Source organism: Bythopirellula goksoeyrii, from assembly GCF_008065115.1.
GTDB classification, from domain to species: Bacteria; Planctomycetota; Planctomycetia; order Pirellulales; family Lacipirellulaceae; genus Bythopirellula; species Bythopirellula goksoeyrii.
Window position 1 is genome coordinate 4,878,202 of record NZ_CP042913.1, and the last position, 26,876, is coordinate 4,905,077.

At 53.8% G+C, this 26,876-nt stretch carries 21 protein-coding genes and 1 pseudogene; 1 reads left to right on the forward strand and 21 read right to left on the reverse strand.

What is annotated here, in order from left to right; all coding sequences use genetic code 11:
* Window positions 1-47: 47 nt before the first annotated feature.
* The 15 genes from Pr1d_RS19315 to rpsO all read right to left on the reverse strand — a co-directional run bounded on the left by Pr1d_RS19315 (window position 48) and on the right by rpsO (window position 21,463).
* Window positions 48-2,138, reverse strand: coding sequence for an elongation factor G (locus Pr1d_RS19315; RefSeq protein WP_148075051.1), 2,091 nt, complete (start codon window positions 2,136-2,138; stop codon window positions 48-50).
* A gap of 90 nt (window positions 2,139-2,228) precedes the next feature.
* Complete coding sequence (hisA, locus tag Pr1d_RS19320) at window positions 2,229-2,972, reverse strand: 1-(5-phosphoribosyl)-5-[(5-phosphoribosylamino)methylideneamino]imidazole-4-carboxamide isomerase (protein WP_148075052.1); 744 nt, start codon at window positions 2,970-2,972, stop codon at window positions 2,229-2,231.
* 221 nt (window positions 2,973-3,193) lie between these two features.
* The gene (hisH, locus tag Pr1d_RS19325; RefSeq protein ID WP_148076454.1) at window positions 3,194-3,829 is read right to left on the reverse strand and encodes an imidazole glycerol phosphate synthase subunit HisH; all 636 of its coding nucleotides are present in this window, start codon (window positions 3,827-3,829) and stop codon (window positions 3,194-3,196) included.
* Window positions 3,830-3,985: 156 nt separating this feature from the next.
* Complete coding sequence (locus Pr1d_RS19330) at window positions 3,986-4,813, reverse strand: OmpA family protein (RefSeq protein WP_148075053.1); 828 nt, start codon at window positions 4,811-4,813, stop codon at window positions 3,986-3,988.
* 109 nt (window positions 4,814-4,922) lie between these two features.
* Window positions 4,923-5,462, reverse strand: coding sequence for a hypothetical protein (locus Pr1d_RS19335; protein ID WP_148075054.1), 540 nt, complete (start codon window positions 5,460-5,462; stop codon window positions 4,923-4,925).
* A gap of 1 nt (window position 5,463) precedes the next feature.
* The gene (locus Pr1d_RS19340) at window positions 5,464-6,792 is read right to left on the reverse strand and encodes a prepilin peptidase (RefSeq protein WP_210417778.1); all 1,329 of its coding nucleotides are present in this window, start codon (window positions 6,790-6,792) and stop codon (window positions 5,464-5,466) included.
* Between the two features lie 104 nt (window positions 6,793-6,896).
* Window positions 6,897-7,430: a shikimate kinase gene (locus Pr1d_RS19345; RefSeq protein ID WP_148075056.1), complete on the reverse strand. Its 534-nt coding sequence runs from the start codon at window positions 7,428-7,430 to the stop codon at window positions 6,897-6,899.
* 132 nt (window positions 7,431-7,562) lie between these two features.
* The gene (gene aroE / locus Pr1d_RS19350) at window positions 7,563-9,065 is read right to left on the reverse strand and encodes a shikimate dehydrogenase (protein ID WP_148075057.1); all 1,503 of its coding nucleotides are present in this window, start codon (window positions 9,063-9,065) and stop codon (window positions 7,563-7,565) included.
* 237 nt (window positions 9,066-9,302) lie between these two features.
* A complete protein-coding gene (mutL, locus tag Pr1d_RS19355) occupies window positions 9,303-11,171 on the reverse strand; it encodes a DNA mismatch repair endonuclease MutL (RefSeq protein ID WP_148075058.1) in 1,869 nt (622 codons plus the stop codon).
* Between the two features lie 90 nt (window positions 11,172-11,261).
* Window positions 11,262-12,656, reverse strand: coding sequence for a sigma-54-dependent transcriptional regulator (locus Pr1d_RS19360; protein WP_148075059.1), 1,395 nt, complete (start codon window positions 12,654-12,656; stop codon window positions 11,262-11,264).
* Between the two features lie 212 nt (window positions 12,657-12,868).
* Entirely contained in the window at window positions 12,869-13,669 is an 801-nt protein-coding gene (locus Pr1d_RS19365) for a two-component system sensor histidine kinase NtrB (protein ID WP_148075060.1), read from the reverse strand.
* A gap of 214 nt (window positions 13,670-13,883) precedes the next feature.
* Window positions 13,884-15,347 (reverse strand): DUF1501 domain-containing protein, encoded by a 1,464-nt coding sequence (locus tag Pr1d_RS19370; RefSeq protein ID WP_148075061.1) that lies wholly within the window; start codon window positions 15,345-15,347, stop codon window positions 13,884-13,886.
* Window positions 15,348-15,371: 24 nt separating this feature from the next.
* Window positions 15,372-18,497, reverse strand: a complete 3,126-nt coding sequence (locus Pr1d_RS19375) for a PSD1 and planctomycete cytochrome C domain-containing protein (protein ID WP_148075062.1) — start codon at window positions 18,495-18,497, stop codon at window positions 15,372-15,374.
* A 230-nt stretch (window positions 18,498-18,727) separates the two neighbouring features.
* Window positions 18,728-20,851, reverse strand: coding sequence for a polyribonucleotide nucleotidyltransferase (locus Pr1d_RS19380; protein WP_148075063.1), 2,124 nt, complete (start codon window positions 20,849-20,851; stop codon window positions 18,728-18,730).
* Between the two features lie 342 nt (window positions 20,852-21,193).
* Window positions 21,194-21,463: a 30S ribosomal protein S15 gene (gene rpsO, locus Pr1d_RS19385; RefSeq protein WP_148075064.1), complete on the reverse strand. Its 270-nt coding sequence runs from the start codon at window positions 21,461-21,463 to the stop codon at window positions 21,194-21,196.
* A gap of 479 nt (window positions 21,464-21,942) precedes the next feature.
* Between rpsO and Pr1d_RS19390 the strand changes: the two genes are divergently transcribed.
* Window positions 21,943-23,541 (forward strand): alginate export family protein, encoded by a 1,599-nt coding sequence (locus Pr1d_RS19390; protein ID WP_148075065.1) that lies wholly within the window; start codon window positions 21,943-21,945, stop codon window positions 23,539-23,541.
* A gap of 187 nt (window positions 23,542-23,728) precedes the next feature.
* Here Pr1d_RS19390 and Pr1d_RS26765 read toward each other — a convergent pair.
* The 6 genes and pseudogenes from Pr1d_RS26765 to Pr1d_RS19420 all read right to left on the reverse strand — a co-directional run.
* Window positions 23,729-23,926: pseudogene (locus tag Pr1d_RS26765) on the reverse strand (HNH endonuclease); the annotation flags it as partial.
* Window positions 23,927-23,982: 56 nt separating this feature from the next.
* Entirely contained in the window at window positions 23,983-24,267 is a 285-nt protein-coding gene (locus Pr1d_RS19400; RefSeq protein ID WP_148075066.1) for a hypothetical protein, read from the reverse strand.
* Between the two features lie 88 nt (window positions 24,268-24,355).
* On the reverse strand, window positions 24,356-25,426 hold the full coding sequence (locus Pr1d_RS19405; protein WP_210417779.1) for a tellurite resistance/C4-dicarboxylate transporter family protein: 1,071 nt from the start codon (window positions 25,424-25,426) through the stop codon (window positions 24,356-24,358).
* Window positions 25,427-25,444: 18 nt separating this feature from the next.
* On the reverse strand, window positions 25,445-25,669 hold the full coding sequence (locus tag Pr1d_RS19410; protein ID WP_148075067.1) for a DUF6755 family protein: 225 nt from the start codon (window positions 25,667-25,669) through the stop codon (window positions 25,445-25,447).
* Window positions 25,666-26,205 carry a QcrA and Rieske domain-containing protein gene (locus Pr1d_RS19415; protein ID WP_148075068.1) on the reverse strand — a complete coding sequence of 180 codons (540 nt, stop codon included), beginning with the start codon at window positions 26,203-26,205 and terminating at the stop codon, window positions 25,666-25,668. Before Pr1d_RS19415 ends, Pr1d_RS19410 begins: the two co-directional genes overlap by 4 nt.
* Before the next feature lie 17 nt (window positions 26,206-26,222).
* Window positions 26,223-26,870, reverse strand: coding sequence for a 4Fe-4S dicluster domain-containing protein (locus Pr1d_RS19420; RefSeq protein WP_148075069.1), 648 nt, complete (start codon window positions 26,868-26,870; stop codon window positions 26,223-26,225).
* Window positions 26,871-26,876 lie beyond the last annotated feature (6 nt).

Here is a 26,876-nt window from a genome sequence, read left to right on the forward strand (position 1 = left end):
AGCTCAAATAATCGCGTTGAGATCCATCACAGATTAAGCAACTCCCCTCAATCCTCATCTTCCTTGAGTTTCGCCTGCGAGATAATCTCCTGTTGTACGTTCCCCGGCACGACGTCGTAGTGAGAAAACTCCATCGTATAGCTCCCCTGCCCTCCGGTCATCGAGGAGAGAGTGCGGGCGTAGGTGGAGACCTCAGCCAGTGGGACCTTAGCTTCGATCGTAGTCATACCACCGCCGACCGTATCCATGCCGACCATTTGGCCGCGTCGACCTGAGAGATCGCTAGAGACATCGCCGACGTTGTCGGCGGGAATGGTAACGTGCAGGTTGACCACCGGCTCCAATAAACCCGGTTTCGCTTGTTTGAAGACCTCAGCCAGCACACGGCTAGCAGCAATTTTGAAGGCTGTTTCGTTGCTATCGACGGGGTGGTCTTTGCCATAGTGGACTTCGACGCACACATTCTGGATCGGATAGCCGGCGACGACCCCCTGCTTGATCCGTTCGTGGAATCCTTTTTCGATGGCCGGCATGAAATTGCCTGGGATCGTTCCCCCCACGACAGAATCAACCCATAGAAAATGGCTTCGCTCCTCGAAGTGATGGGACTTAAGATGGGGAAAGCGATCCTTCGTAGCGAATTCCTCAATGTCCGTTCCTTCGGGTAGCGGGAACATCCGCACGTGAATCTCCGCAAACTGCCCTGCCCCGCCGGACTGCTTCTTGTGCCGATAACTTCCCTCGGCGTTAGTCTGAATTGTCTCGCGATAGGGAATCTTGGGTTCTTTGGCTTCGACTTCGACATGATCGCGACGTTTGAGCCGCTCGCGAATTAAGTTCAGGTGCAAATCACTCATGCCGGTGAGTACCATCTCCTTGGTTTCGGCGTCGTGCTCGATGTGGATGGTCGGGTCTTCTTCGGTAATCTTGTGCAGCGCCCCGGAAAGCTTTGATTCGTCCCCACGTGTCTTGGGAGCAACCGCCAATCCCACCATAGGTGTCGGAAATTTGAGCGGTGGCAGCTGGACTTCACCAATCGACGAGCCAGTATGCAAATCTTCGCATTTTGCAATCGCGACAATCTCCCCAGGGCCTGCCTCATCAACCGGTTCTGTGTGTTCGCCTTGCACACTCAACAGCGGCCCAATCTTGAATCCTTTTCGCGCACCAGCAACTTCAATCGTGGCGTCTTTCTTCAAGGTTCCGGAGAAGACACGTAAGAAACTCAATCGGTGCACAAATGGGTCGATACGCGTCTTAAACACCTGGGCCGATAGCGGTGCCGACGGATCGGGCTTGAGTGTGACGGTATCGCCATCCTTGGTGCCCTGACGCGTAATTGCATCGGGAGGCAATGCCACATTGGCCAGCAAGTCCATCAATTCATTGAGTCCTACCTCTTTCTTGGTCGAGACGCAGACGATCGGTGTGAGTGTCCCGGCTGCAATCGCTTGGACCATCAACTTGGTCAATTCAGCGGTGGCAGGCATCTCGCCCTCGAAATACCGTTCCATCACGGCCTCATCGACCTCGATAATCGACTCGACGAGCGCTTCATGAATTGATTTGGGATCGATAACTGCATCGCCCACGTCGCCGGGAATCTCCAATGTACTGGCAACGCCATGAACTGAATCACCAAGCCCAAGTGGCACGTTCAGCAGCGCACAGCCCGTGCCAAATACTTCCTTGATCGAATCCACCAGTTCCGCGAAGTTTATATTATCGGTATCAAGTTTTGTCAGCACAATGATTCGCCCACACCCTGCCTTGCCCGCCTCGTTCCACGCCCGGCGGGTGTTCACCTTGATACCTGCATGGGCGTCCACAGTAATCAAAGCGGTTTCCACGGCACGCAGTGCCCCGATCATCTGCCCTACCAGATCGGGATAGCCGGGCGTATCGATCAGATTGATTCGTTTGCCTGCATGATCGAAATGGACAACGCTCGCCTCGACGGAATGCTTGTGATGCTTTTCCTCTTCATCGAAATCGCAAATGCTCGTGCCGGCTTCCACGCTCGGCTTGCTATTCACGGCTCCGCTCAGCACCAAGAGTTGATCGACCAGCGAAGTCTTCCCCGCGTTGCCATGTCCGCAAATAGCAAGGTTCCGTATATCCGCAACATTTCTGACCATGATTGCTCCCACTGAATAGGTATAAGACGTGCAAAGCCAATTTGAAGAAAAGAAAAATAACTAGGTGGTAGATATAAGGTGATTGAACTCCTATTGATCCTTCGAAGACGCAATAACACCCGTCTCGGCCACTTCGATGGCTTCGGATAAATCGATAGTGCCCTGATACAATGCCCGCCCCACGATGGCTCCCGCCAATCCGACATCGGCCAACGCGCGGACGTCTTCAATCGTGGTAACGCCACCGGATGCGACGACCGGCACGCTGACCTGTTTCTGCATTTTTTCCATCTCTGGTACATTGGGTCCCTGGAGCATACCGTCGGTAGCAATATCCGTGTAGATGATGGCCGCCAAGGAAACGTCATGAAACTGAGTAGCCAGGTCGGTTGCCCGGACATCGCTGACTTCAAGCCAGCCATGAGTAGCTACGTAGCCATCCCTTGCATCAATTCCAAGTACCAACTGTTCCGGATGCGCTTTGGCCATTTCCCGCAACCAGTCAGGATCGTCCAACGCGGCAGTCCCCAGAACAAGACGATGCAGACCGGTTGCAAATAAGTTGTCTATTGTTTTCTCGCTACGGATACCTCCACCAAGTTCGCATTGCATGTCAACCGCCGCGACGATCTCGCGGACAATTTCGTGATTTGTGGGCTGGCCGTCACGGGCACCATCCAGGTCGACCAGATGCAGATACTTGGCACCGGCGGATTGAAATTTCAGAGCCATTGCCACAGGGTCGTCGGAGAAGACCGTCTCACGGCCGTAGTCGCCCTGCTGCAGTCGCACACACTTCCCCCCCAACAGATCGATCGCAGGCCAAATTTGCATTCTGTAGCCGCCGTATGTTGAGGTGATAGGGATAACCGATAGACCTAGAATATCGCATAGAACAGAGGCGATTTCAAGGCACAGCAGAATGCCCCAACTTTATGGCCATGGGCGAAAAGTTCTGTCATCCCGAGGGGAGCTCCGCGACCAGAGGGATCCGGGGTCACATTGCCAACACGACTTGAAGGCCATTTCTAGTTGAACGTAGATTCCTCAGACGCCTAAGCTCCTTCGGAATGACAGGATGCTAAGGTCAGCTCAGCGAAATTACTCAGTACACGAAGACCTTCGCTCTGGCTTTTCTCTGGATGAAATTGTGTTGCAAAGAGGTTCTCGCGCCAGATGCTTGCGCAGAAGGGAGCAGGATAAGAGGCCTGGCCATCGACGACTTCCAAATCTTCAGGCACGACATAATAGGAATGCACAAAATAGAAAAATGTTTCCTCGGCAATGCCATCAAAGATTGGTGCCTTCCGTCTGAAACTTACTTCGTTCCACCCCATGTGTGGAACTTTGTACTGAGCTGGAACTTGGAACTTGCAGACCTCTCCCTTCAGCACTCCCAGTCCCTCATGCTCGCCATCTTCGAAACTGTGCTCAAACAAGAGTTGCAGACCGAGGCAGATACCTAGAAACGGCTTACCACTTTGAATCGCTTCACGAATTGGCCCAACTAGCTCTCGGCGTTTGAGTTCGGCAATCGCATCTGCAAATGCTCCGACACCGGGAAGCACGATGTGGGAAGCCTTTGCTAGAATCGCCGGATCGCTCGTGATAGCCGCCGCGTGGCCAACACGTTCAAACCCCTTCTGCACACTGCGAAGGTTGCCCATTTGATAGTCAATGATCGCGATCATATTGTGAATGGACCCACTAGAGGGAGGAAAGTTCAGCAGAGAACACATTCTAGGAGTTCGATGCTCTATTTCCTAGCCGTGGGCGCCAGGCCCATGGTTTTTGCCAGTTTCAACCATGGGCTTCCGCCCACGGCTACTAGAAAGAATGGCTCACATTTAGCGACTGGCGATTCGCTCAGGATAGACGACGAATTCAATTCGCCTGTTGCGTGCCTTGCCCGCCTCGGTGGCATTCGAAACCACCGCATGATTTCCACCGTGGCCGATGACGAATAGCTGGACGGCAGGCAATGTTCCCCGCTCAATCAGGGCGTTGTAGACTGAGAGTGACTGAGCAGCAGAGAGGTGGTGGTTTGAAGGGAATTGTTGGGAATGGGTAGAAGAGTCGTCCGTATGCCCCTCGATGCCGATGATGTGTTCGGGGAAATTCTGCCGCAGATCTATGGCGACGCTGGCCAACAGTTGCTTGGCATCGTCCTTCAAATAAGGACTCCCCGGCATGAACAGCTGATCCGCGGGGATTTCTACCCGCAATAAATCGCCATCCTGGCGCACCTGCACCCCCGGCAAATCAGCCAATGCCAGGTTCTTAAGCATACTGTTGTTGGCCCGAATCTCGCCTTGCTCGCGTTGGCTGGCCGACGCCATCAACGCCGATGTTTTCGTTCGAAGTTGCGAATTGTCTTCACGCAAGGCGACTAACTGATCTGTCGTCGCGCGGAGTTGATCGCGAGTCGTATTGATCTCGTCGGTTAAGAGTTGCACCTTTTGTCGCGACTGGGCCAGGATTGCTTCGAGTTCCTGATTATCGCGATCGAGCGATTGGGCTCGGCTTTGGTATTCCTGATTCTGCTGTGCCACTAACTGCATCTGTTGGTCGGCTGCAGCGGCTGCCTGCTGGTTCGGTTTGTACGCAAGCCGACTACACCCGGTTGCCAGAAGCAACGCGAGGCATGAGAACAACATGAGGCAGCGAATTGACATACGATCGCATTGAGTGACGAGGAATTGTCGATAGCGCGAACACACCTCCCACGGTCAGCACCGCGATGAGTGGCCGGAACGGTAGCAACCGTCACCCGCCCCAACAAGATCAGCTCGCCACTAGAATGCTAGCAGCGCATTCGCCAACGCTTTCTAAAGGCAATTCAATCCTCGGGTAGTCGCCGTAGAATCGTTTGATGAAATTCCGATGCCAGCGTTGAGGCTTGTGAGCTTCCCAACCTTGGCGAGCAAGAAACCGGTCCGAAAGACGGCTGTTGGCCGCATCGCAAAGAATGGCATCGGAACGCTTTGCCTCGGCGATGGCATCGAGTGCGGTGGCGGCGGCCAGTGCGGTTGCCATACTCGTACTTTGGCTGGAGACGACATACTTCAACGCGAGAAAATTTGGGCAAGAGAGTGGCTGATTATAGTACAGCCAGCAATGATCCTCCGCCCCACGCGCGTGATAATCGCGGCTTACCGGCAATATCTCGGGCAGTGATAGCAGTTTGGGCCAACGTCGCAAGTGGATTGCCACGAGTTTTCCTGCCGCGGTTTCGATCACCCCATAGCGACCGCCACGAATCGCAGGCAAGGCGTTCAGCCATTCATCGCGGTTTCTACAAGAAAGTGTTCGAGTAAAAGTCATTTCAATCCATCCTTGTCGCTTGTCCAAACAACAGTCGCTTGATCTGCTGCCAGATGAACAACAAGATGCCCAACATCACGAAACAAAACAACAACACTGCCGGCACAAGCCAGCCGAGTTGAAACGCAAAGGACACGCGATTCCAAACTCCTGCCCAGTAAACCATGACGAACAAGGCCCCCAGGCAAAGGAACGGTCCGTAGGGAATCACATCATCACGTTTGGTGATGAGCTGCATCAGTCCGCCAATCAAACCTGCAAAGGGGGCTACGAAGAACACGATGACACATGCTTGCCAGCCCAGGAAGGTGCCGACCATCATCATGAGTGTCACGTCACCGAAACCCATCGCCTCGCGACCCATGGCAGCGCTGCCAACGATGCGCACGATCCAGATCATGGCACCACTCATTGCTAACCCGACAAGTGCCGTGAGCAACCCCATCCAGGCGACCGTACCCCACCACCACACGGCTGCGATGGCCAACGCACCGCCCCAAGCAATTACCCCGAGCGGCGGGCGGCAGAATTCACGAAGGACCCGGCGGCAAATAACGCTCGTCGCTCGCCACACTCCTCGCCGCCCTCGCCAGATTCTTGGCGCTAGAGCGAAACACCATAGCCACCAACAGAACTGGCCCAGGGCTAACGAACGCCAATTAGGTGCCGGCCGAAACTGCGGTGACCATTCGTTTGGCGAAGCAAGCAGAGTTGGTTCCACATAAGCCTTCAGTCCGATGGCTATCTGCGGCAAGGGCACTTCGATACCAATCTCAGGCGGCGCTTGTGGGAAAGTCCCCAGTGGCAGCAAACTCATGGGCAAGCAAGCAGCCAACAAGAGTCCGATCAACGTCCCGGGCACAGTGATTTCGTCGGGAATTATTTTTTCATCGAAGTCGATAAAACTCGCAGCAACCATCAGCGTGATCAAGATCGCGTGACTCCAGAATGTGGGCCACACTGCCGAGAGTGGAATTGCTGTTCTGGGAAAAGCGAGTGGAACCTGTGCATCTTGCAAAAGCTGTTGGAGCTGGCCAAGCACGAGTCCACGCTGGTCGACTTCCCACCAGCACAAGAGTACAAGACCAATTCCCATGCTAAGTTCAATCAGAAGCGGTCTGCCCCAAAACCAACTACCATGCACTGTGCTCTCACGCCGCATGCCATTCCAGCCGAGAACCGGTAACCTATCCGACCAACGCCGCGATGGCACCCCGTCAGGGATTGGCCCCCAAGGAGAAATTGGTCGAGGATTCCAGGCGAGGCAATAGATGGCCCAATTCGCAAGCGCACCCAAGGCAGCACCGACGAAGAATACGCCGAGTTGCATAAGAGAAAACTGAATGGCAGCGAGCGGGAACATGCATCAAGTCGAGGGTGGGAGTCGTCCCTGTCCCCCCTCCTGTAACTCAGGTGAGGGCCTAGGGGTGGGGCTCAGCCCACCAGCGCCACGTATATTTCGTCGGCTATCTCGGCAGGCTGCTTTTCTTCGGTATCGACCTCAAGGGTAGCACACCCCCGGTAAATCGGATCTCGTTGGTCCAGGAGGACCTCAATTTCGGTACGACCGCCGTGATTAGTCAGGTTAGGACGCCGCTCGGCGGTCGTGGAGTCGGTTTCCAGCCGCCCAGCGAGGGTCTCGGGGGTGGCTTTGAGCCACACCACCGCCTGACAGCCAGCAAGGCAATCGCGGTTTTCCTTCCGCAAGACAGCCCCACCACCCAGGGCCAATATCGCTTGTGAGCGCCGACAAAGCTCGGACACCACCTTGGCCTCCAAATCACGAAATGCCGCTTCCCCATCGTCGGCAAAAATCGCCGCGATCGACTTGCCAGCGCTCAGTTCTACTTCGACGTCGGCGTCCACCCAGTCCCACCCAGTGCGCAGAGCAAGAAGCTGCGCGACGGTCGTCTTCCCCGTCCCGCGGAGTCCAATTAGGGCAATGGAGCGTGTATCAATCGGTGGCATCGTTTCCCTTGGTTTGCCGCGCTCGCGGCGCCTTCTTGTTAGCCGCGATGCGGAGCGCAGCGCAGCAGAGCGCGTTGTACGATCCTTACGGCTTAGCGTCAACAACTCCGTTCGCCATCGCTCCCGGCTCGTCTACCGCCCAATCCCAATCGGCCCAATCGCCTTCTTCAATACGTCGCGCATTAGGTTGGGAGGTGCTTCCTGCTTGGTAAAAAGGTAAAACTGCAGCCGCGCCTGTCGCACAAACATTTCAACGCCGGTGATTGCCTCCGCATTGCGTGCCCGAGCATCTTTCACAAGCAAAGTCGATTCGGGATTGTACACCGTGTCGAACACCAGCATCGAAGGTTTCAGGAACGTCTTACTCACCGGCGACTCATCGACGTTCGGGTGCATACCAATCGGTGTGCAATTGATGAGAATGTCACACTGAGCCCGCTGGCGAGATTCCCAGTCGATCGCCTTGCAATCGAAAGCAGCGGCCAGTCGATCGGCACGCTGCTTGGTCCGCGAAGCTATCGTCACAAGCGCACCCCGGCTTTTGAGTCCATACACAATCGGCCTGGCAACTCCTCCCGCTCCCAAGACCAAGGCACGCTGGTTTTTCAGCGGACTTGGCTTCACTCCAATACCACCCATGGCATGTTCCAAGCAATCCATGGCGGAGTTGTAGTCGGTGTTGTATCCGATGACTTCACTACCATCGAATACGACCGTATTGACTGCCGCAATGCTCTTCACTGCAGGATCTACCTTCGTGAGAAACTTGGCAATCGCTTCCTTATGAGGAATCGTCACGCTCAGTCCCTTGATTCCCAGTCGCGGGGCATCTTCCATAAACTGCTCAAGATCGTCCGAGGGAACACGAAAAGGACAATAGACCGCATTTATTTCACGAGCATCAAAGGCTGCATTGTGAACATGAGGGCTCAGACTATGGCCGACCGGATCAGCGATCACACCATAAACTTGAGTCTCTGGTCCGATATGCTCGTATCGATAGATCTCATTCATCTGCTGAAAGCTTAGCTGCCCCGGAGCCAATGTACGTTCGTGGTGAAACGTGGCATAAGTAAAAGGTGCTTTGAACTTCGAAGCAAGGATTCGTGAAGGGGTTCCGACGTCTCCCATGCACATTCCGATCGTGGGAATTTCACTCTCGGACATCATCTCCAACATGCGTAGGTTGTCATGGGGATCATTCGCCATGGTGGCAATCTTGATGATGTCGGGGTCGAGCTTCGACATATCCTCGTGCAGTTGACGCAAATTCTCAGGTGTCTTGCGGAAATTGTGGTAGCTGATGATTCGCTTCGTCTTACCAAATCGCGGGATCTGACCAGCGATGTCTTCTTCAATGTCCACATAGTCCACTCCCTCGGCGATGGCCTCGCGTAGGACAAGTTGCCTCGCTTCTTCACTGCCGGTCCACTTCCCACCATCTTCTAAGCGGCGACAAGTAATAATGATTTGGCAATCGAGATCGTTTTGTTCGGCAAGCAAACGGCGAACATTGATCTTGCTGGTGACGTAATCCAAGCGCAGCTCAACCAGCTTGGCACCTTGCTCACATAGGTGTCGATGCTCGGCCAGAATGTGTTTATGACGACTTCGCCCAATGGCAACGCAGATCATGGGAGGAGGGGTTCCTTGAGAGAATTCTTTTCCGAAAGGCTAAAATCAAATGCCAAAATAACGTGCGATCCTAATGATGAATGACGGAAATACCTAAGCACAAAAGGAATGGGTAAGAACGAAGGTCGAACGATGCGCCAGCTTAGACATTCGTAATTCTGACTTCTTTCGTCATTGGGTATTTCCGTCCTTCGTCATTACCAAGCATTCCCATTGTGCTAGAAGTGCGACGAATTTTCAAATCCGCTTGAATTGTCGGTCTAATTGTTCTCGGGTAAAGACTAGGGCAGTCGGCCGTCCATGGGGGCAATGATGGTGATCCTGAGCCAAATGACGCTGGGCCAGCAAGGCTTCGACCTCCCCAGGTGTCAGCGAATCGCCGAATTTGATCGCGGCCTTGCAGGCGATCGTGTGCATCAATTCATCGAGCAAATCCCTTGATTCAGGGCGTTTTCCCTCGGCCTGCAATTGCTCGACCAGGCTGCCGAGTACCTCTCGCGGGCTGAAGTTGGCCAGCATGGCCGGATAGGCCGCCACGAGAACCGTTTCCCCTCCGAAGGGTTCCAGCTCCAATCCCAACTGGGAGAGTAGCGCCTGATTCTCCAAGAGTACCGCCGCCTCGCTGCCGGCCAGATCCACCGGCTCTGGCACCAGAAGCCTTTGGCTTTCGAGCTCCCCTTGGGCAACTTTGTCACGAAGTTGCTCGTAGAGGATTCGCTCGTGAAGTGCATGCTGGTCGATGACCTCCAATCCATCCTCATTTTCTACAACAAGGTAGCGATTGTGAATCTGCAGTGCCCGGGGAGTACCCAGTGGGGCAGGCACAGCGGAATCGGAAGCATCCAATCTTCGGTCTTGCGATTGCGGCATCGCAGGAAGACTGGCGCCACTCGCTGGTTGAATAAAGTCATGCAGCCGCAATCCTTCCGAACTCGTGGATGTCCCCTCTGTCGAAAACCCCGTCAACTCGGATTGGACGGTAGGTGATCTGCCGAGTTGATTCTTGGCCCAAGCATAGAGTTCACTCGCCTCGACCGGGTTGTTCGCAGCGAGGTCACCCGACTCACTACTTTCTCGACCGGGAAAGGAGCCACGGGCAACCAGGTCCGTGGATAAAAACTTCGACCGGAGTGTTCCCAGCAGTTGACTATAAATCCGCCCCCCATCCTGAAAACGGACTTCCAGTTTCGTCGGATGCACATTCACATCCACCAGCGATGGCGATAATTCCAGATTCAAGAAACAGATCGGATAGCGACCCGTAAGCAGGAGGCCACGGTAGGCTTCGCCCAAGGCATGTTGCAGCGACCGATCACGTATCACGCGGCCATTGAGAATCAAATACTGCAGGCGATTGTTGCCGCGGCTGTGACTCGGATTGGCAACATACCCCGAGAGACGAATTTGCTGATCACCGTGCTCATCGGCACTTTCAATCTCGATGAGCCCGTCTGCCAACTCCGCTCCAAACAACGAGCCAATCCGCTCTCGCAAATTCGAAACAGGAGGTAAATCATGTACCAGCCGACCGCCATGTGTCAGTGAGAAATGAACATGCGGTGCCGCCAACGCCAGTCGGGTAATCGCCTCTGTGATATGCCCCATTTCGGTCTGGGTAGTGCGCATGAACTTATGTCGCACGGGAGTATTGAAAAAAAGCTGTCGAATTTCAATGGTGGTACCTGCGGGGCATCCTACCGGTCGAATCGGTTCGGCACGTCCACCAACGATTTCTAACTCCGCCCCCGCTTCGCAGTCGGCCGGCCTGCTGCGCAGTACCAGCCTGCTTACCTCCGCAATTGAGGCCAGCGCCTCTCCGCGAAATCCCAGCGTGCCCACACGAAATAAGTCGTCTGCGTCAGCGATCTTGCTCGTGGCATGACTGGCAACTGCAAGTTGCAATTGATCGGCCGCGATACCGCACCCGTTGTCGGTCACGCGTACCAGCTCGACCCCCCCCTGCTCGATCGTCACATCGATCCGCGTGGCTCCCGAGTCGACACTATTCTCCACCAACTCCTTCACGACACTCGCCGGACGCTCGATCACCTCGCCGGCGGCGATCTTGTTGACGACATTTGAAGATAGTTGGCGAATGGTGGGCATTTTTTGAATTCGGAGTGCGGAGTGCAGATTGCGGAATAAAAGATTGGCGAGCCGTAAGCGTTAGCGCCCGGAGATTCTAACTCTCAAAGCTCACAACTGATACTCCTTAATCTTGCGGTAGAGGGTTCGCTCACCGATACCTAACAATTTGGCGGCCTCCTCACGATTACCTCCGGTGAATTCTAATGTCTCGGCGATGAACAGTGCCTCGATGTCGGAGAGTGGTTTGCCTACCAGACCTGCGAGGCCTTTGCTCCCCATCTCTGAATTCGGGGGGCTTCCAGCCGACAATTCCTCCGGCAAATCGTCTAAATCGAGCACGTGATCGTAATCGACTACAACCATGCTCTCGAGGATGTTCTTCAATTGTCGAACATTGCCCGGCCAATCGTAGCTCATCAGCCTGCGTCGCGCCGCAGTCGTGATACTCTTGATTTCTTTGTGATGTCGCTGGCTATGCATCTTGAGAAAATGCTCGATCAACAGGGGAATATCCTGCGTGCGCTCCGACAGACTGGGCAGCGTGATCGTCACAACTTTGAGCCGATGATAGAGGTCCTCACGAAAAGTCCCCGCCGCGATGGCATCTTCTAAATCACGATTGGTTGCAGAGAGGATTCGAACGTTGACTTTGATGTTTTCGTTGGAACCGACACGCGTGATTTCGCTGCTTTCCAAAACTCGCAGGAGCTTAATCTGAGTGGGGAGAGGCATGTCGCCAACCTCGTCCAAGAACAGCGTCCCTCCGTTCGCATATTCGAATTTGCCAATGCGATCGGCACTGGCGTCAGTGAAGGCACCTTTCACGTGACCAAACAGTTCGCTCTCAAGGATGTGCTCGCTCAGCGCCGCGCAATTGAGTCCCACAAAGGGACGATTCTTACGAGGGCTGTTTTGATGAATTGCCTGGGCAATCAGTTCTTTGCCGGTACCCGTATCTCCCTGAATGAGCACCGTCGCATCGGTCGGAGCAATCCGGCGTAGGCGATCGAGCACTTCCTGCATCGGGGGGCTATTGCCAATCACTCCCTCAAAGCCAAACTTCTCGTCCAAGCGACGACTCAGTTCGGCGTTTGCCCGCCGCAAATGTTGATTGCGCGCCGCATTGTCCACCACCGCGCGAAGCTGCTTTAAATCCAGCGGTTTGAGGAGATAATTAAACGCCCCCTGCTGCATTGCTTCGACCGCAGATTGAATCGTGCCGTGGCCAGTGACCAGGATCACTTCCGCGTCGGGCAGCACTTCCCGACTTTTGGTGAGGATCTCTAGCCCGCCCACATCAGGCATTTTCAGATCGCTGACCACAATCTCAAACGAACCATTCTCCAGTAGATCCGCCCCTTCAGCACCCGTCGTGGCAACCGTACACTCATATCCCACCCGCGACAAACTATCTGCCATCGTCTCCGCGTGCGCAGCATCGTTGTCAACGATCAAAGCACGAATCGGCGGGCCCGTGGTGGCGGTGGTTCTGTTGTCAGACATGGCTCTCTAGGGAACTTTTGATGAAATGTATTCGTTCGGGGGGAAATGTTTTTGAAACGCAGAGGAGGCTGAGGCTCAGAGTATAGGAGTCCATAGAACCGTGTTCTCTGCGAATCTTAGCGGCTCCGCGCACTCTGCGTTACATCCATTCTCTTCCTCGCTCATAGGAGGATACGTAGGAATTGTGATAGTTACCGTCTGGCAGATCAAGGCTAGGACGTCTCCCCGTGTGTTTCCCCGGAGTTACCTTGGCTCGACGGTGATTTCTGGTGAATTCTGGCTGGAATGGGAAGCTCGATGGTGAATTGGGTTCCTCGACCCACTTCACTTTGCACCGAGATGCGTCCTCGGTGGCCGTCAATGATCTTGGCAGTCGTTGGGAGTCCTAAGCCAGAACCTCCAGGTTTCGTTGAAAAGAAGGCTTCAAACATCTGTGCTGCCGTGCGGTCGTCCATTCCGCAACCCGTGTCGATCAAATACATGGCGACGCTCCCTCCCTTGGCAGCCGTGCGGACCACCAACTGGCCCCCACTGGGCATCGCTTGCTTGGCATTCAAGAGCAGATTAAACAGCGCCCCACGAAAGGCCTCACGATCCAACATCACCGAGGGTAATTCCGGATCCAGATACCGTACAATCTCGACTCCTGCTTCGCTGGCCTCCGGTTCAAAGAAATCGAGGGCTTCGGCGATCTCTAGATTCAAGTCCGTAGGCACAAGATTCATGTGACGAACTTTGGCATAACTCAAGAAGTCATCGAGCAAATCCTGCAGTCGCTGACATTCACGCTGCATCACGTCGATCCGCTTGAGGCCGCGCCGCTGGGCGGGAGTCTGGCCTTCTTCCAGGTCTTCGGCCAATAATTCCATATTGAGCCGAATCGTAGAGAGCGGGTTCTTGATCTCATGCGCCAAGCCCCCTGCGAGCCGCGCAATCTCCGTGTATTGATCCATCAGCCGCTGAATGGCTTGGGACGTCTGTTCGTTTCCAACTGGAGGAGGATCAATTGCCATGACTTAACCAGGGACGGAATCACATACCGCCAATCGCAGGACCCTCTCCCCCCGGAGGGTCGGACGCGGTGGCAGTCGGGGAGGGAACTCTGGGATAGGCTTTCAAGAACCCCTCCCATCATAGAGCACCCCTACCTGGGACCGGAACACCTCGCCAACAAAAAAAGCCGGTCGACCACTGATTCAGTCAATTGGGTGCAGATTGCTGCGAAAGTCACGACAGTATTCCACGTACGATGTGGGCTTCTTCTACACCGGTCAGTTTAGCATCGAGCCCCCTGAATGGATAGGTAAACCGAGCATGATCGATACCCAGGCAATGGAGAATCGTGGCATGAAGATCGCGCAGGTGGACTGGATTCTCGACAATGTTGTAACAAAAGTCATCCGTCATTCCGTATTCCATTCCACTTCTGATTCCCGCACCTGCTAGCCATACCGTAAAGCATCGGCCATGGTGGTCGCGTCCCATTGTGGGGGAGCCCAGGACTCCTTGGCTGAAGACAGTACGACCGAACTCTGTTGCGAATACCACCAGCGTGTCTTCCAACAAACCGCGTTGTTTGAGATCCTTCACTAGCGCGGCTGTCGGTTGATCGATATCTCGACACTGATTGGGAAGTTGCCGACCGATTGCAATATGTTGGTCCCAGCCACGATGGTAGAGTTGGACAAATCGAACGTCGCGTTCCAACAGACGTCTCGCCAGAAGACAATTCGCCGCATAGCTTCCAGGCTTATGAACTTCGGGACCATAGCCAGCAAGTGTTGCTTCCGATTCTTCGCTGATATCGGTAAGTTCTGGCACGGAGGTTTGCATGCGGAACGCCATTTCGTAGGCGTTGATGCGAGTTAGTGTTTCCGGATCACCAAGTTGCTGGGCGCGCATTCGATTGAGATTCGCCAGATCATCAAGCATTGCGCGGCGCTGTTTCCTATCTGTACCGGGCGGATCATTGAGGTAAAGTACCGGGCTGGCACCAGCGCGTAAACCAACTCCTTGATGGGAGGAAGGGAGAAAACCGCTACCCCAGAGTCGCGAGAAGATTGGTTGTCCGGGGTTCTTTCCCGATCCTTGCGATACCATGGCAATAAAGGTGGGTAGGTTCTCGTTTTCAGTTCCCAAGCCGTAGCTCACCCATGCCCCCATGCTCGCGTAACCCGGTTGCTGGTTGCCAGTATTCATGTACGTGATCGCAGGATCATGGTTGATCGCCTCGGTGTAAACCGTCTTCACGAGGCAAACATCATCCGCGATGGTTTGCGTATGGGGAAGCAGATCGCTGATCCAAGTCCCTTGTTGTCCACAAAGACGACCATTCCACAAAGGTGCAACCACAGGGTAAGAGGACTGTCCAGAGGTCATCCCAGTGAGCCGCTGATCTCCTTTCACCGATGCGGGGATCTCTTCGCCATTAAACTTCGCGAGCGTTGCTTTGTTATCAAACAAATCGACATGTGACATGCCTCCTGACTGAAAAAGGCAGACCACCCTCTTAGCTTTGGGAGCAAAATGGGGCAGCTTACCGCTGCCGAGTATTGCCGGGGCGGCTTGCACAGTTTGAGGTACTGAGGAGTACAACAGAGAACCAAGGGCAATCTGACCAATTCCACCGGCAGTCTTGCCGAGAAATGTGCGACGAGTTTCGTGCCGTGCTTTCTCTTGCTGAGGATTCACAACTTGCTCACTTTTCCATTTTGTTCAGTTACAAGTGACCGTTTCACTCAGATTCATCAACAGGGCAGCCACTTGCGACCAAGCCGCGTGTTCTCCAGGAGGTATTTGTTCGTTTCGTGGCGACTCACCATTGGCAAGAAACTCTTCTGCTGCGGTTTGGTCGTCACTATAACGGCGTCGTTCCCTATCCAGGGCATTGGCCAATACTTCGAGTTCTTCGACGGTTGGCGTTCGAGAAACACATTCCTCGAATGCCCAGCGAGCGCGATCAGAGTCTTTATTACCATGAGCGATGATTCGCTCCGCAAAATTCCGCGCCGCTTCGACGAATTGTGTGTCATTCAAAAGAACGAGGGCTTGCAAAGGTGTCGTCGTCGAAAGCCGCTGAATCGTGCAAGTTTCTCGCGTGGGAGCATCAAATGCAGCCATATTCGGCGGAGGCACTGTGCGCTTCCAATAAGTATAGAGCGAACGCCGATAAAGTTTCTCGCCATGGTCTTGGACAAACGTCTGGGCAGTCGCTCCGGTGCTCCCATAGTGGCTTACCTCGCGCCACAAATCTCCAGGGGTGTAGGGATTCACGCTTGGGCCACCGATGCGGGGGACTAGCAATCCACTGATCTTGAGGGCCGAATCGCGAATGAATTCAGCCGGCAATCGAAATCTCGGTCCCCGCGCGAGAAGTTCATTGTCTGGATCTATTTCAAGAAGTTTGCTTGTTTGACCAGTTGCCGAGGTTCTGCGATACGTGGCTGAAGTCACTATCTTGCGAACTAAGGCCTTTATATCCCAACCGTCTTCGACAAAGTCAACCGCCAGCCAGTCAAGCAACTCGGGATGCGTGGGCCACGCTCCCTGTGCACCGAAATCGGCGGCGGTACGAACTATCCCTGTGCCGAACAACATCTGCCATATACGGTTGACTGCAACTCTCGCGGTGAGGGGGTTTGTAGGCATCGTGAGCCATCGAGCCAAGCCTAGCCTATTTGCCGATACGCCTGCAGGGGGTTTCGGTAGCGCTTCGGGTATACCAGGAGTCACTCTTTCGCCAGGAGATGCGTAGCTTCCTCGGTTAAGGATATGTGTCTCACGTGGTTCGTCTGCCTCATCCATCACCATCGTTGGAAACTTCTGGGTCAGCACACTTACGCGTTCTTCCAAATTAGCCAGCTCAATCCTAAGTGGCAGCATCGTGTCGGAGTGACTGGCAAAATAGTGGCGAAGGCGTTCAATCTGTTCCGAGCTTCGATTATCCTTGGGTGTCTCGATAATCTCAATCACCTCCTCGGGCAGCTCACTATCATCGTCATTGCCGGTCAAGGCATAAAACTCGAACTTGGCCGCTACTAATTTAACCGACTGTCCAAAGTTCACATGCATTGTGAGATAGGACATTTGGGTCGCATCGAATGGTTTCTCCAGATTAAGTGTGATATGTACGGGACCTTTGTGTGCAAGCTTTGGAGACCAACCGTTGTTGCGCCTTGCGTCGAGAACATTTCCAGGAAGATAGTCTTCGCGCCAAGAATTTGCTGTAACGCTTGAGACACCTAAAATATGGTGGAGGTCTAGCTGATCACCTGGCACACTTCCTGCGCTAGCCGCCAGCGCAGTTAGGACAAACGTACCTTTCTCAGGGCCATTGGAATCTTCCCCTGATTCGTTAGTGTCCAACTTGCCGTAGCCCCAGCCTTCACCCGGTGCCAAGGCATCAGGGTGGAACACGATTCTGATACCAGTGACTTTCCGATCAACATGTGGGAGTTGCATTGAAACTTCGTAAGCGACAAATTTCGGTGCATTTGTGATCTTCACATAGTGGTTCTCTTCGATCTCAAATCCCGCCCCTTGGTTGGGGGTGCTTATCTCAAGGAGCTTCGCGGAATGCATTGCAAAATCACGCCCCCGTTCACTTAGCAGTTCTTTCTGACGTTGCTCCCACTCAGTGACTTCAACCGGATTGGGGGAATTCAGTTCATTATTTATCTCATCGATACGAGCCTTTAGAGCGGGTAACTCACCAGTGGGTAAAACCGTTCGAGTCTCGAAAGTGGGACGAGCGTTTACGCCTCTATCTCCGTCGAGTCCAACGTCACCAAGCGTATTAAAATAGGCAAACAAACGATAATAATCCCGCTGTGTGATGGGATCATATTTGTGATCGTGACACTGGGCGCATCCCAAGGTCAACCCGAGTACCGCTTCTCCGAGAGTTTTCAGACGATCAGCGTTGTAGTTCGTGATGTTCTCTTCAGGAATGGTTCCCCCCTCGTGTGTAACCATATTGTTCCGTTGAAATCCTGTCGCTATAAGCTGGGATTCCGTTGGGTCGGTCATCAAGTCCCCTGCAATTTGATCCACCAAGAATTGATCATAGGGCAAGTTTTCGTTGAACGCATTGATGACCCAATCACGCCAGAGCCAAAGATGTCGGCCTCCATCGATCGAATAGCCGTTAGTGTCGGCGTAACGTGCAGCATCAAGCCATTCCAGAGCCATTCGCTCACCAAAATGTGGGCTGGCAAGCAGACGATCAACTAGTCTTTCGTACGCCTGCGACTCGTCGTCCAATGCAAATGCCTCGACTTCCTCCGCCGAAGGCGGCAATCCGGTAAGATCTAGCGAAAGACGTCTAATGAGCGTGCGTCGATCTGCCTCTTGCAAGGGAACGATCTTTTCCTCTTCGAGCCGAGCAGCGACGAAAAGATCAATCTCATTTCGCGGCCAAGACTCATCGGCAACCTTGGGAATCGGCGACTTCTCGGGGGAAATGAACGACCAATGCTTCGCATAGGGAGCGCCTTGTTCAATCCACAATCGAAGCGTTTTCTTTTGCTCAAGAGTTAGCTCCCGACGCGAATCGGGAGGCGGCATCATCTCGTCCTCGTCTTCGCTATTAATCCGCCGCCAGAGTTCACTCGCCTCCAAATTGCGAGGCACGATCGCGGCGTACCCCCCGCGATCTTTCAAAGCCGATCCGGCCTCATCAAGCCGCAAGTCTGCCTCGCGTGCCCCTTCATCGAATCCGTGGCAAGCGAAGCAATTCTCCGAAAGAATTGGCCGCACATCGCGGTTGAAGTCCAGCGCAACTAATGCTCCACTCGGGGCTTGGCTGCTGAGCAAGATTAATAGAAAGGTCAAGATGCGCATGTCTGGTACTGCAGCCAACCCGATGAGGTTTTTGCAAAAGGATATAAGAAACAAAATCCTCTGGCTCAAGTGAGAGCCAGAGGATCATTTGTTTGACTTACATCACCTATTCTATAGTTTACTTCCAATTGAATTAGTCAAGAAGCAACCATGACAAGCAGGTATTATTCATCAATTTGTCGCAAAAAGCCAAAGAACACCTTCCTGGCTGGTCTGGCCTGCATCTCTAATCAAGACGCGGCGTCGGCAGGTTCAGCCTCTTGCTCGCCGAGTTCTTCCATCGCAGCGCGACGGCTCAGTTTCACACGATCCTGTTCGTCGACTAAGATGACCTTCACCTTCATTTGGTCCCCAACTGAGCAGACATCGCCCACATTGCCGACGTACTCGTTCGAGAGTTCGCTAATGTGGCACAAGCCATCGCGTCCCGGCAGAATCTCGACAAACGCACCGAAGTCTTTGACACTCGTCACGCGGCCGTCGTAAATCTTGCCGACTTGCACACTCGCCGTGAGGGCATCAACACGAGCCAGACCCGCTTCGGCAGTGGCTTGATCAGCCGCAGCAACGGTAACCGTGCCATCCTCGTCGACATCGATGTTGCAACCGACTTCTTCTTGGATACCACGGATCGTCTTGCCACCTGGGCCAATCAAGAGGCCAATCTTTTCGGGATTGATCTTCGTACGCAACAACCGTGGAGCCGACTCGGCCGTCGTCGCTCGCGGTCGTGCAATCGTACTGATAATCTTTCGCAGGATCTCAATGCGGGCTTCGCGAGATTGCTTAAGGGTGGCACGAATGATTTCCTCGCTGATACCCTTGATCTTCAGGTCGAGCTGGATACCCGTGATGCCGTTTTGCGTGCCGGCAATCTTGAAGTCCATATCGCCAAAGTGATCTTCGTTGCCGATGATGTCCGTGAGTAAGGTCCATTTCTCACCTTCCTTCACCAGACCAACCGAGATACCAGCCACGGGATTGCTGATCGGCACACCCGCCGCCATCAGCCCCAGGGTGGCACCGCAGACCGACGCCATCGAACTAGAGCCATTCGACTCCAAGATGTCGGAAATCACGCGGATCGTGTACGGGAATTTTTCATGATCCGGTAACACGGGATTGACGCTCCGCTCAGCCAAGGCACCGTGGCCGATTTCGCGACGACCGGGACCACGAATCGGACGGCACTCGCCGACCGAGAACGAAGGGAAATTGTAATCCAGCATGAACCGCTTGGTGTATTCATCGAACAGTCCATCAACGCGCTGCTCATCACGGCCTGTACCCAAGGTGACCGTGACAAAGGCCTGCGTCTCACCTCGTTGGAACACAGCCGAACCATGCACGCGTGGCAAGAGGTCGACTTCACACTGAATATCGCGGAGTTCGTCGCTCTTACGCCCATCAGAACGGGTCCCGCTAAGAATCTGCTCACGACTCACGTGGGACTCAAGATCATGCCAATTCTTGTAAAATGAATCGAGCGTGTAAGCTCCTTCCGCATCGGGATCGGGGACCAATTCTGCTACTGCTTCATCTCGCAAGGCGACGACAGCATCGTGACGTTCGTGCTTGCCATCAATAAGGTTCGCTTCGCTAAATCTGGCACCGTACTTTTCTTTGAGAACCTCGAACAAGCCATCTGAGGGAGGTGCCTCAAACTTCATCTTTTCTGTACCGACTTTGGCAATCAACTCTTCCTGCAGGTCACACAACTCGCGGATGAATCCGTGGGCGGCCATGATCGCTTCGGCCATCGTATCCTCAGGCATTTCGCGAGCGAAACCCTCGATCATCAACACGGCTTCCTTGTTTCCCGACACGATCAAATCGAGCGAGCTCGCTTCCAAATCATCCTGGGTGGGGAAAGGAATGAACTCGCCATCGATATAGCCAACCCGCACCGATGCCAGGGGGCCTTGGAAAGGTAGTGGCGAAATACCCAAAGCGGCACAGGCACCGTTCATCGCCAGCACGTCGCCGTCGGTCTGCTTGTCGCTCGACATCACGAAGTTTTGAATTTGAACTTCGTCGTTGTACCCTTCGGGGAACATTGGTCGAATGGGTCGGTCGATCAACCGGGCGGTAAGAGTTTCTTTGGTCGTAGGACGACCTTCGCGCTTCATGAAACCGCCGGGGAATTTACCCGCTGCGGCAACCCGCTCCCGATAGTCACACATCAGGGGGAAAAAGTCGATGCCGGGCCGAGCGGGGCCACTGGCGGCGGCGCTCAACACAGTGGTGTCACCATACTGTACGAGACAGGCTCCGGCTGCCTGCTTAGCTAAATAGCCGGTTTCGATGCTGAAGACGCCACTGCCAATTTGTTTTTCTACTCGAATTTTATTCAATTTTCTTTCTTCCTACATTGGTTTCTGGAACAGCCTTTGCCATGTCGCAACAACGGAATGCCTCCTCACAGGAAGCGCACCTCGCGCGACAATTCAAAGAACAGAGTCTCAGCGGTTGTCAGGAGCCCTCAGCAATAGCTAGGATTCTCAACCGTTCTTAAGAGTCGAGGCGACTCACAAGTCGGCATTGGAGTTTCTCTTCCAATATCTCGACTCGCAAAATCACAACTCTACACCGAGACAGCAGAGCGACTAGATGGGATCGCAATAGCCGAGCAGAGTAGCACGACTCTCCAAGCCGCATGATACGACTCGGAGAGTCGAGCTACAAACTTGGCGGCACTATTTGCGGATATCTAAGCGGCGCAACAGATCAAGATACTTTTGCGGATTCTTGCGTTTCACATAATCCAGGAGACGACGACGGCGACTGACCATACGGATCAGACCACGCTTGCAAGCGTGATCGCTACGGTTGTCTCGCAAATGTCGGGTGAGCTCGGCAATCCGACTGGTCAAAATAGATATCTGAATTTCAGGCGAACCGGTATCCGACTCGCTCCGTCCAAACTCGCTGACCAACTCTTTTCTTCGTTCTTTCGTAACCGACATCTTTTCCTACTTGTTGAACTGTTTGTTGCCAGCCAGTCACCCACGCAATCCGAAAATCGCTAAGCCGCAAACGGCTAACACGCGGAGACCTGTTCTTGTGGCTGTTCCTACATTTACTTGTGTGTTTCCAAAATTAAACTACGACCCCTCTAATGTACTGATCCGGAGGCCGCTGGCAACCACAAATTTCCCGGGAAATGCAGTAAAAAGGAGGCCCGGAGCCCCGCTAAGTCAACTTTCTAGCTGGTCTAAGTGTGCGGAAAGGCACTGGCAACCTGGGGAGAGCCTGCCTGCTAGTGGAGAGTGTTCAACCAAACCCACCTGCAATCTAGCTCCTTTAGCTGCAAAGAAACTGCTAGCAATTCTGCCTGGTAAACCCTGCGGGTACTTCTAGCAAAGCTAGTCGTCCGCTTTATGAGTAGACGAATGAAACTAAGCAGATAGGCAGTAGGTCAGTTTCCATTCAACGAGTATCGGTCATGTCTCAACTTTCCACCTTTCTTGCTAGCGCGGTGGTACTTCTTTCGACTGAGCTTGCGTCTGCACAACCCTATCAGGGCACTTCGCAATATTCAGTAGCCCCAGCAGCACTCTCGCTCGGACACGATTTTGATGCCAACGGCGACCTGACCTTCAAGTATCCAAATTCTGATCAGGAATTCCAACTCACAGCAGGGTGTACAGAGGAGTCATGTGATTGTGGCGACACGGTAGGCTGCGGCGATGGAGTAAGCGGCAAGGGTGGCAAGAAACCCAATCCCTGTGCCGGTTCACATAAAGCTCTGTTCTACGACAACGACTTCAACTACCTCAAGGACCCTTGCTACAAAGGGCATTGCTTGGGTGACTGCCTGAAACTCATGCCCGTGAGCCAGGACAATCGTTGGGGCACACTCGACATCGGTGGACAGCTGCGACTCCGCTACCACCATGAAGTCGGCATGGGACAGCAAGCGGGGGAAACTCGCTTTGAACCGACCACCAACGATTTCCTGCTCTCGCGCGTGAGGCTTTATAGTAACTGGCAAGTCAACGACCACCTCCGCTTCTATGTCGAAGGGATCGACGCCCAAGTTGCTGCCGCCAATTCAGCGTATATCCCTAGACCGATCGACCGCAACTTTGGCGATTTCCTCAATCTTTTCGTCGACCTCAAATTGCTCGAAAGCACGACGCTCCGCGTGGGTCGCCAGGAACTGTTGTACGGCAACCAGAGATTGATATCACCGCTCGATTGGGCAAACACTCGGCGCACCTTCGAAGGTGCCAAGGCAATGATTAAAGCGGGGGACTGGGAGACCGACATATTCTACACTCACTATGTACCCGTAGTCCCCAACGAACTGGATGAGGCCGATTACAATCAGCCGTTTTATGGTTGCTACATGTCCTATAGCGGGTTTGATAACTTCGTCGTCCAGCCCTTCTACATCGGCTACGACAACCAGAATCCCGCCGGTCCTGTCGCCGGTTCGGGCGATTTTTCGTTGCATACCGTCGGTATGCGGGTCAATGGAGGGATCGACGATTGGCTCTTCGAGATGATTGGGGGGCCGCAGTTTGGACGCCAAAGCGCACTGGGTGTCGATCAAGATGCAGCATTCGGCACTTGCGGCATTGGGCGCAGCCTTGGTTCACAACTCCCCTGGTCACCAACCTTGTGGGGTTACTACGACTACGCCTCAGGCAACGCCCCCGGCGGTAGTTTCAACCAATTCAACCAACTGTTCCCCTTGGCACACAAATACCTCGGCTTTATCGACGCTGTGCAGAGGTCGAACATTCAGTCTCCCAATATCCTGCTTACCATGAAGCCAGCGGAAAAGCTCAGCTTGCTTTTTTGGTACTACCATTTCATGGCCAACCAGGCCGGCGACGTGGTCCCCTCAATCGGAGGCACCCCACCACAAAGTTTGACCAGTACCGACTTCGGTGACGAACTGGATGTGTTGGCCACCTACCAGTGGGGCCCTCGCTCAAATATCCTCTTCGGTTGGTCCCACTTCTGGCGCGGCGACAAAATCCTCGCCCCCACTGACGCGGACTTTTTCTATTCGCAGTGGGAATTGAATTTCTGAGTACTGGGATCTATCTGCCAGTTATTTGCCATCACCCCTTATCACTATTTGGAAAAACTCCCTCTGCCATTAGTGACTGCCGCACGGCGACGGCGAATTCCTCATTGATTTTCAATACCTCGATGGTTGCTCTTCCCGAGAGTGTCTTTCCGATCAGATAGGGTCTTTTCCAGAGGAAATGACGATTCTATTTCTGCTTAAGGGGATTGAAAAGCGGCACAATCTGGCCCGTATCTGGATCGACGCCCGAAAGGTTAGGGCCTTTGTATGAATTGCAGTAGAAGCAGGCGAGACAAAGGTTCTCCAGTGAAGACTCTCCACCATGCTTCTCAGCGATAATATGGTCAACCTCAAATCCAAATTCCGAAAACTGTACTGGTAGCTGACAATATTCGCAAACAAACTGTGCCCGCTCCCAAACTTATTGTCTGGTCCGTGCGATCATTCCGGATTTCGCGAGGCGTTCTGCAAAGCGAGACGGGCCTTGGATTTCAGCAGTTCGAAGATTCTGCCTGCGCGACGATAGTTCTCTAATTCAATGGCTTGTTCCTCGGTGAGAGAATTGCAACTGGCAAGTTTCGACAACTCTCTGGCAGCTTCTTTATCCTCTTCGGTCAATCCAACACTCAAGACATGCTCCGCCAGTTCAGGAGAGAGATTCCCTTCGTCGAGACTCAACGCCCGTGCGAGGATTGCCGATTCGGATCGATCCGTGGATGTTGCCATAGTTTCGTTGTACAGTAATTGCTTGCTTGAAGTCCATTCCGGCTTTCGGCCACGCAGACAAGAGCTAGCTTGAATCCTGGGATTCGCACTACCTCTCCTTCCCCACGCTCAGCACCAACGACCGTGTCATTCCGACAAATGTCGTTAGCCAAGCGGCCAGCGCGAAGTAAATGAATCCTTGAGGAATGAATAGCAGGAACGGCAAATCGAGTGTGGTTGCTAGCCGATAGGTGCAAGCGGTGTACATGCCCAACGGGAAGACCCCACCCCAGTATTGGGGGTCGTAGGTGAGTCGAAACCGCATGTAGACGTGTCGCCAGATCCCGAGGATTATTAGCATCGGTATCCACGCCGTGGCCGTTGCCCAGAAGAAGAGCGTGAAACCTATGAGAAACGGCAACAACTGAGTGAGGATCGCCGAACCGTCGGCTGCAGAAACCAGGACAATACCAGCCAGCGTCGAGATCGCCATCGCCCCCATGTTGATCCAATACGGCGGCGCGAGATCTGCTGGACTCATCGAGAAGAAGTTGTACCGATAGAAAATCAGCGAGATGATCCAGATGTAATGCATCCCACCACTGAGCCACATCGCCAGCGAAAAGAATAAGACCTGCTCTCGATATTCGCCAAACCCATCGGCCAATAGACCTCCCAGAAGAGCCACCGATTGGGTAGCAACCACAGAGACGAGCCAACCGCCGTGGATTCCCTCAGGGAGTGTTGGCTTCTTTTCCTTCACAGCGAAGGCAGTGAAAATCGTGTAGTTCAACAGGAACCACAACACGATCCCCAGACACCACAGCGCCACAGCGACGAAGCGCAATTGGCCGATGAGCAGGAACTGGTTTCCCAACACGCATGTGGCGGCGACCGTAGTGAAGAATCCCACTCCTCGCCTGTGGTCGACCAGGTCATTGAAAAACTTTCCTGGGAACATTGCCAGCCGCATAAAAGTGAGAGCCACCAATATCACATAGGCCCCGATGTTGATCCAAAACAGCGTCTGCGCGATCCAGGGCATCTCGAGAAGTTGGCACGCAATGGAAACAATCCCGGTAGCCATTACCAGCGCAAAATAGACCGGATTGAGCGTTGCCAGGTCTTCTTGAAAGGGAGACAAGCGCCCCTGCTGATTGTCCACGATCGCCTCGTTCACGGGTTACTCGATTCCCATTCATTCATCTAACGACACCAAATAGTACAGCAGACCGACATTAAGCAACAAGCAAGCAAGGCTGGCAATCGCGGCAGGCCACACAAAAGTTTCGTTGCCTCCCAAAAAAGCATTCATCGTCGCCGTTAGCAGCCAAAGCTGCATCACAACGAGGAGCAACACGATGCAGAGAATGCCGTAGACAATTGCCAACCGTTGGCGTCGGGTATGCGAAGGATCGCTCATGATGCACTTACCTCAATGTTGGTAGCGTAAATATTCCCTTTCGCGATTCGCAATTCGATCCGCGGCAAAGGCCTCCGGGGCGGTCCAGCCGTCGGTCGCCCCGTGGCGACATCAAAGAAGCCCCGATGGCAGGGGCAGTGTAAACGGTCGTTCTCCAGATCAGGCTGCACGGGACACATCAAATGCGTGCATTGACTGGAATAGGCCACGAAGTCGTCCTCAGACTTACGTATCAGCAGACAGGGATCGCGGTCAGTCGGGTAGTGAAAACTCATCGCTTCGCCGACCGCGATGTCGTCTACCTTCGCAATCCGTTGCTCGCCCGGTTTGTAGCCTCGAAAGAATGTATGCAAAGCAATCCAAAATTGCCCGCAGACGAACGCCAAGCTGGTAAGCACCATAAACTTGGTAAAGTCCCGGCGGGCACCGTATTCATCTGCCTCGACTTCAATCGGAAAATCGCGTCTCCATTTCGGCTGTTCGCACTCCGGACGACCATCGGGAAAACTGACTTTAGGGGCTTTATCGTGTTCCATGGGTTAAGACTCTCTGACTACGAGATTATCGGCAGTTCATACAGTGTGGCGGCCATCATGTCGTCGGCTTGCGGATCGTCGCCGCTGTCGAACATACCGTCGGTAACGTCAAGGTGGTTTACGGTCGCCTCGCGGGGAACCATCATGCGAACCTTCGTATGAATCGTCTGTTCGCCAAATTTAAATTCGTTGATCGGCCGCGAACGGGGACGCAAGTCTGCAATCTGTTCGCGGGTACCAAAGAACAGGGCCTGACTGGGGCAAACCGTCGCACACATGGGCCGCTTCCCCTCCGAGGTACGGTCGTAGCACATGTCGCACTTCATCATCAGTTCCATATGGGTATCCATCTTCGGAACTCCGAACGGACACGCCAGCACACAATTGTTGCAGGCGATACATCTTGGCTTTCGGGCCGTTTGCACAACGCCATCTTCGGTACGTTTGATCGCGTCGGCTGGGCAAACTTCGGCGCAGGTCGGCGAATCACAATGCATGCAAACCACCGGCAACGTCTGCGGCGATTCGCGCCGGTTCACGTACTCCAGATGAATCATCGAGTGCCCTTTATGCGTATCACATTCCGAGCAGGCCTGCACACACGACTCGCAGCCGATGCAGCGATTTGGGTCGATGAAAAAGTATTTGGTATCGGGAACAGGCATGCTAGG

Coding starts and splice junctions, on each gene's coding strand:
- Pr1d_RS19330 (WP_148075053.1), bottom strand. CDS start 4,813: ATGTCAATTCGCTGCCTCATGTTGTTCTCATGCCTCGCGTTGCTTCTG.
- Pr1d_RS19365 (WP_148075060.1), bottom strand. CDS start 13,669: ATGGCAATTGATCCTCCTCCAGTTGGAAACGAACAGACGTCCCAAGCC.
- Pr1d_RS19420 (WP_148075069.1), bottom strand. CDS start 26,870: ATGCCTGTTCCCGATACCAAATACTTTTTCATCGACCCAAATCGCTGC.
- Pr1d_RS19335 (WP_148075054.1), bottom strand. CDS start 5,462: ATGACTTTTACTCGAACACTTTCTTGTAGAAACCGCGATGAATGGCTG.
- Pr1d_RS19390 (WP_148075065.1), top strand. CDS start 21,943: ATGTCTCAACTTTCCACCTTTCTTGCTAGCGCGGTGGTACTTCTTTCG.
- rpsO (WP_148075064.1), bottom strand. CDS start 21,463: ATGTCGGTTACGAAAGAACGAAGAAAAGAGTTGGTCAGCGAGTTTGGA.
- Pr1d_RS19345 (WP_148075056.1), bottom strand. CDS start 7,430: ATGCCACCGATTGATACACGCTCCATTGCCCTAATTGGACTCCGCGGG.
- Pr1d_RS19375 (WP_148075062.1), bottom strand. CDS start 18,497: ATGCGCATCTTGACCTTTCTATTAATCTTGCTCAGCAGCCAAGCCCCG.
- Pr1d_RS19360 (WP_148075059.1), bottom strand. CDS start 12,656: ATGTCTGACAACAGAACCACCGCCACCACGGGCCCGCCGATTCGTGCT.
- Pr1d_RS19410 (WP_148075067.1), bottom strand. CDS start 25,669: ATGAGCGATCCTTCGCATACCCGACGCCAACGGTTGGCAATTGTCTAC.
- mutL (WP_148075058.1), bottom strand. CDS start 11,171: ATGCCCACCATTCGCCAACTATCTTCAAATGTCGTCAACAAGATCGCC.
- hisA (WP_148075052.1), bottom strand. CDS start 2,972: ATGCAAATTTGGCCTGCGATCGATCTGTTGGGGGGGAAGTGTGTGCGA.
- Pr1d_RS19340 (WP_210417778.1), bottom strand. CDS start 6,792: ATGCAACTCGGCGTATTCTTCGTCGGTGCTGCCTTGGGTGCGCTTGCG.
- Pr1d_RS19315 (WP_148075051.1), bottom strand. CDS start 2,138: ATGGTCAGAAATGTTGCGGATATACGGAACCTTGCTATTTGCGGACAT.
- hisH (WP_148076454.1), bottom strand. CDS start 3,829: ATGATCGCGATCATTGACTATCAAATGGGCAACCTTCGCAGTGTGCAG.
- Pr1d_RS19415 (WP_148075068.1), bottom strand. CDS start 26,205: ATGGAACACGATAAAGCCCCTAAAGTCAGTTTTCCCGATGGTCGTCCG.
- aroE (WP_148075057.1), bottom strand. CDS start 9,065: ATGATCTGCGTTGCCATTGGGCGAAGTCGTCATAAACACATTCTGGCC.
- Pr1d_RS19400 (WP_148075066.1), bottom strand. CDS start 24,267: ATGGCAACATCCACGGATCGATCCGAATCGGCAATCCTCGCACGGGCG.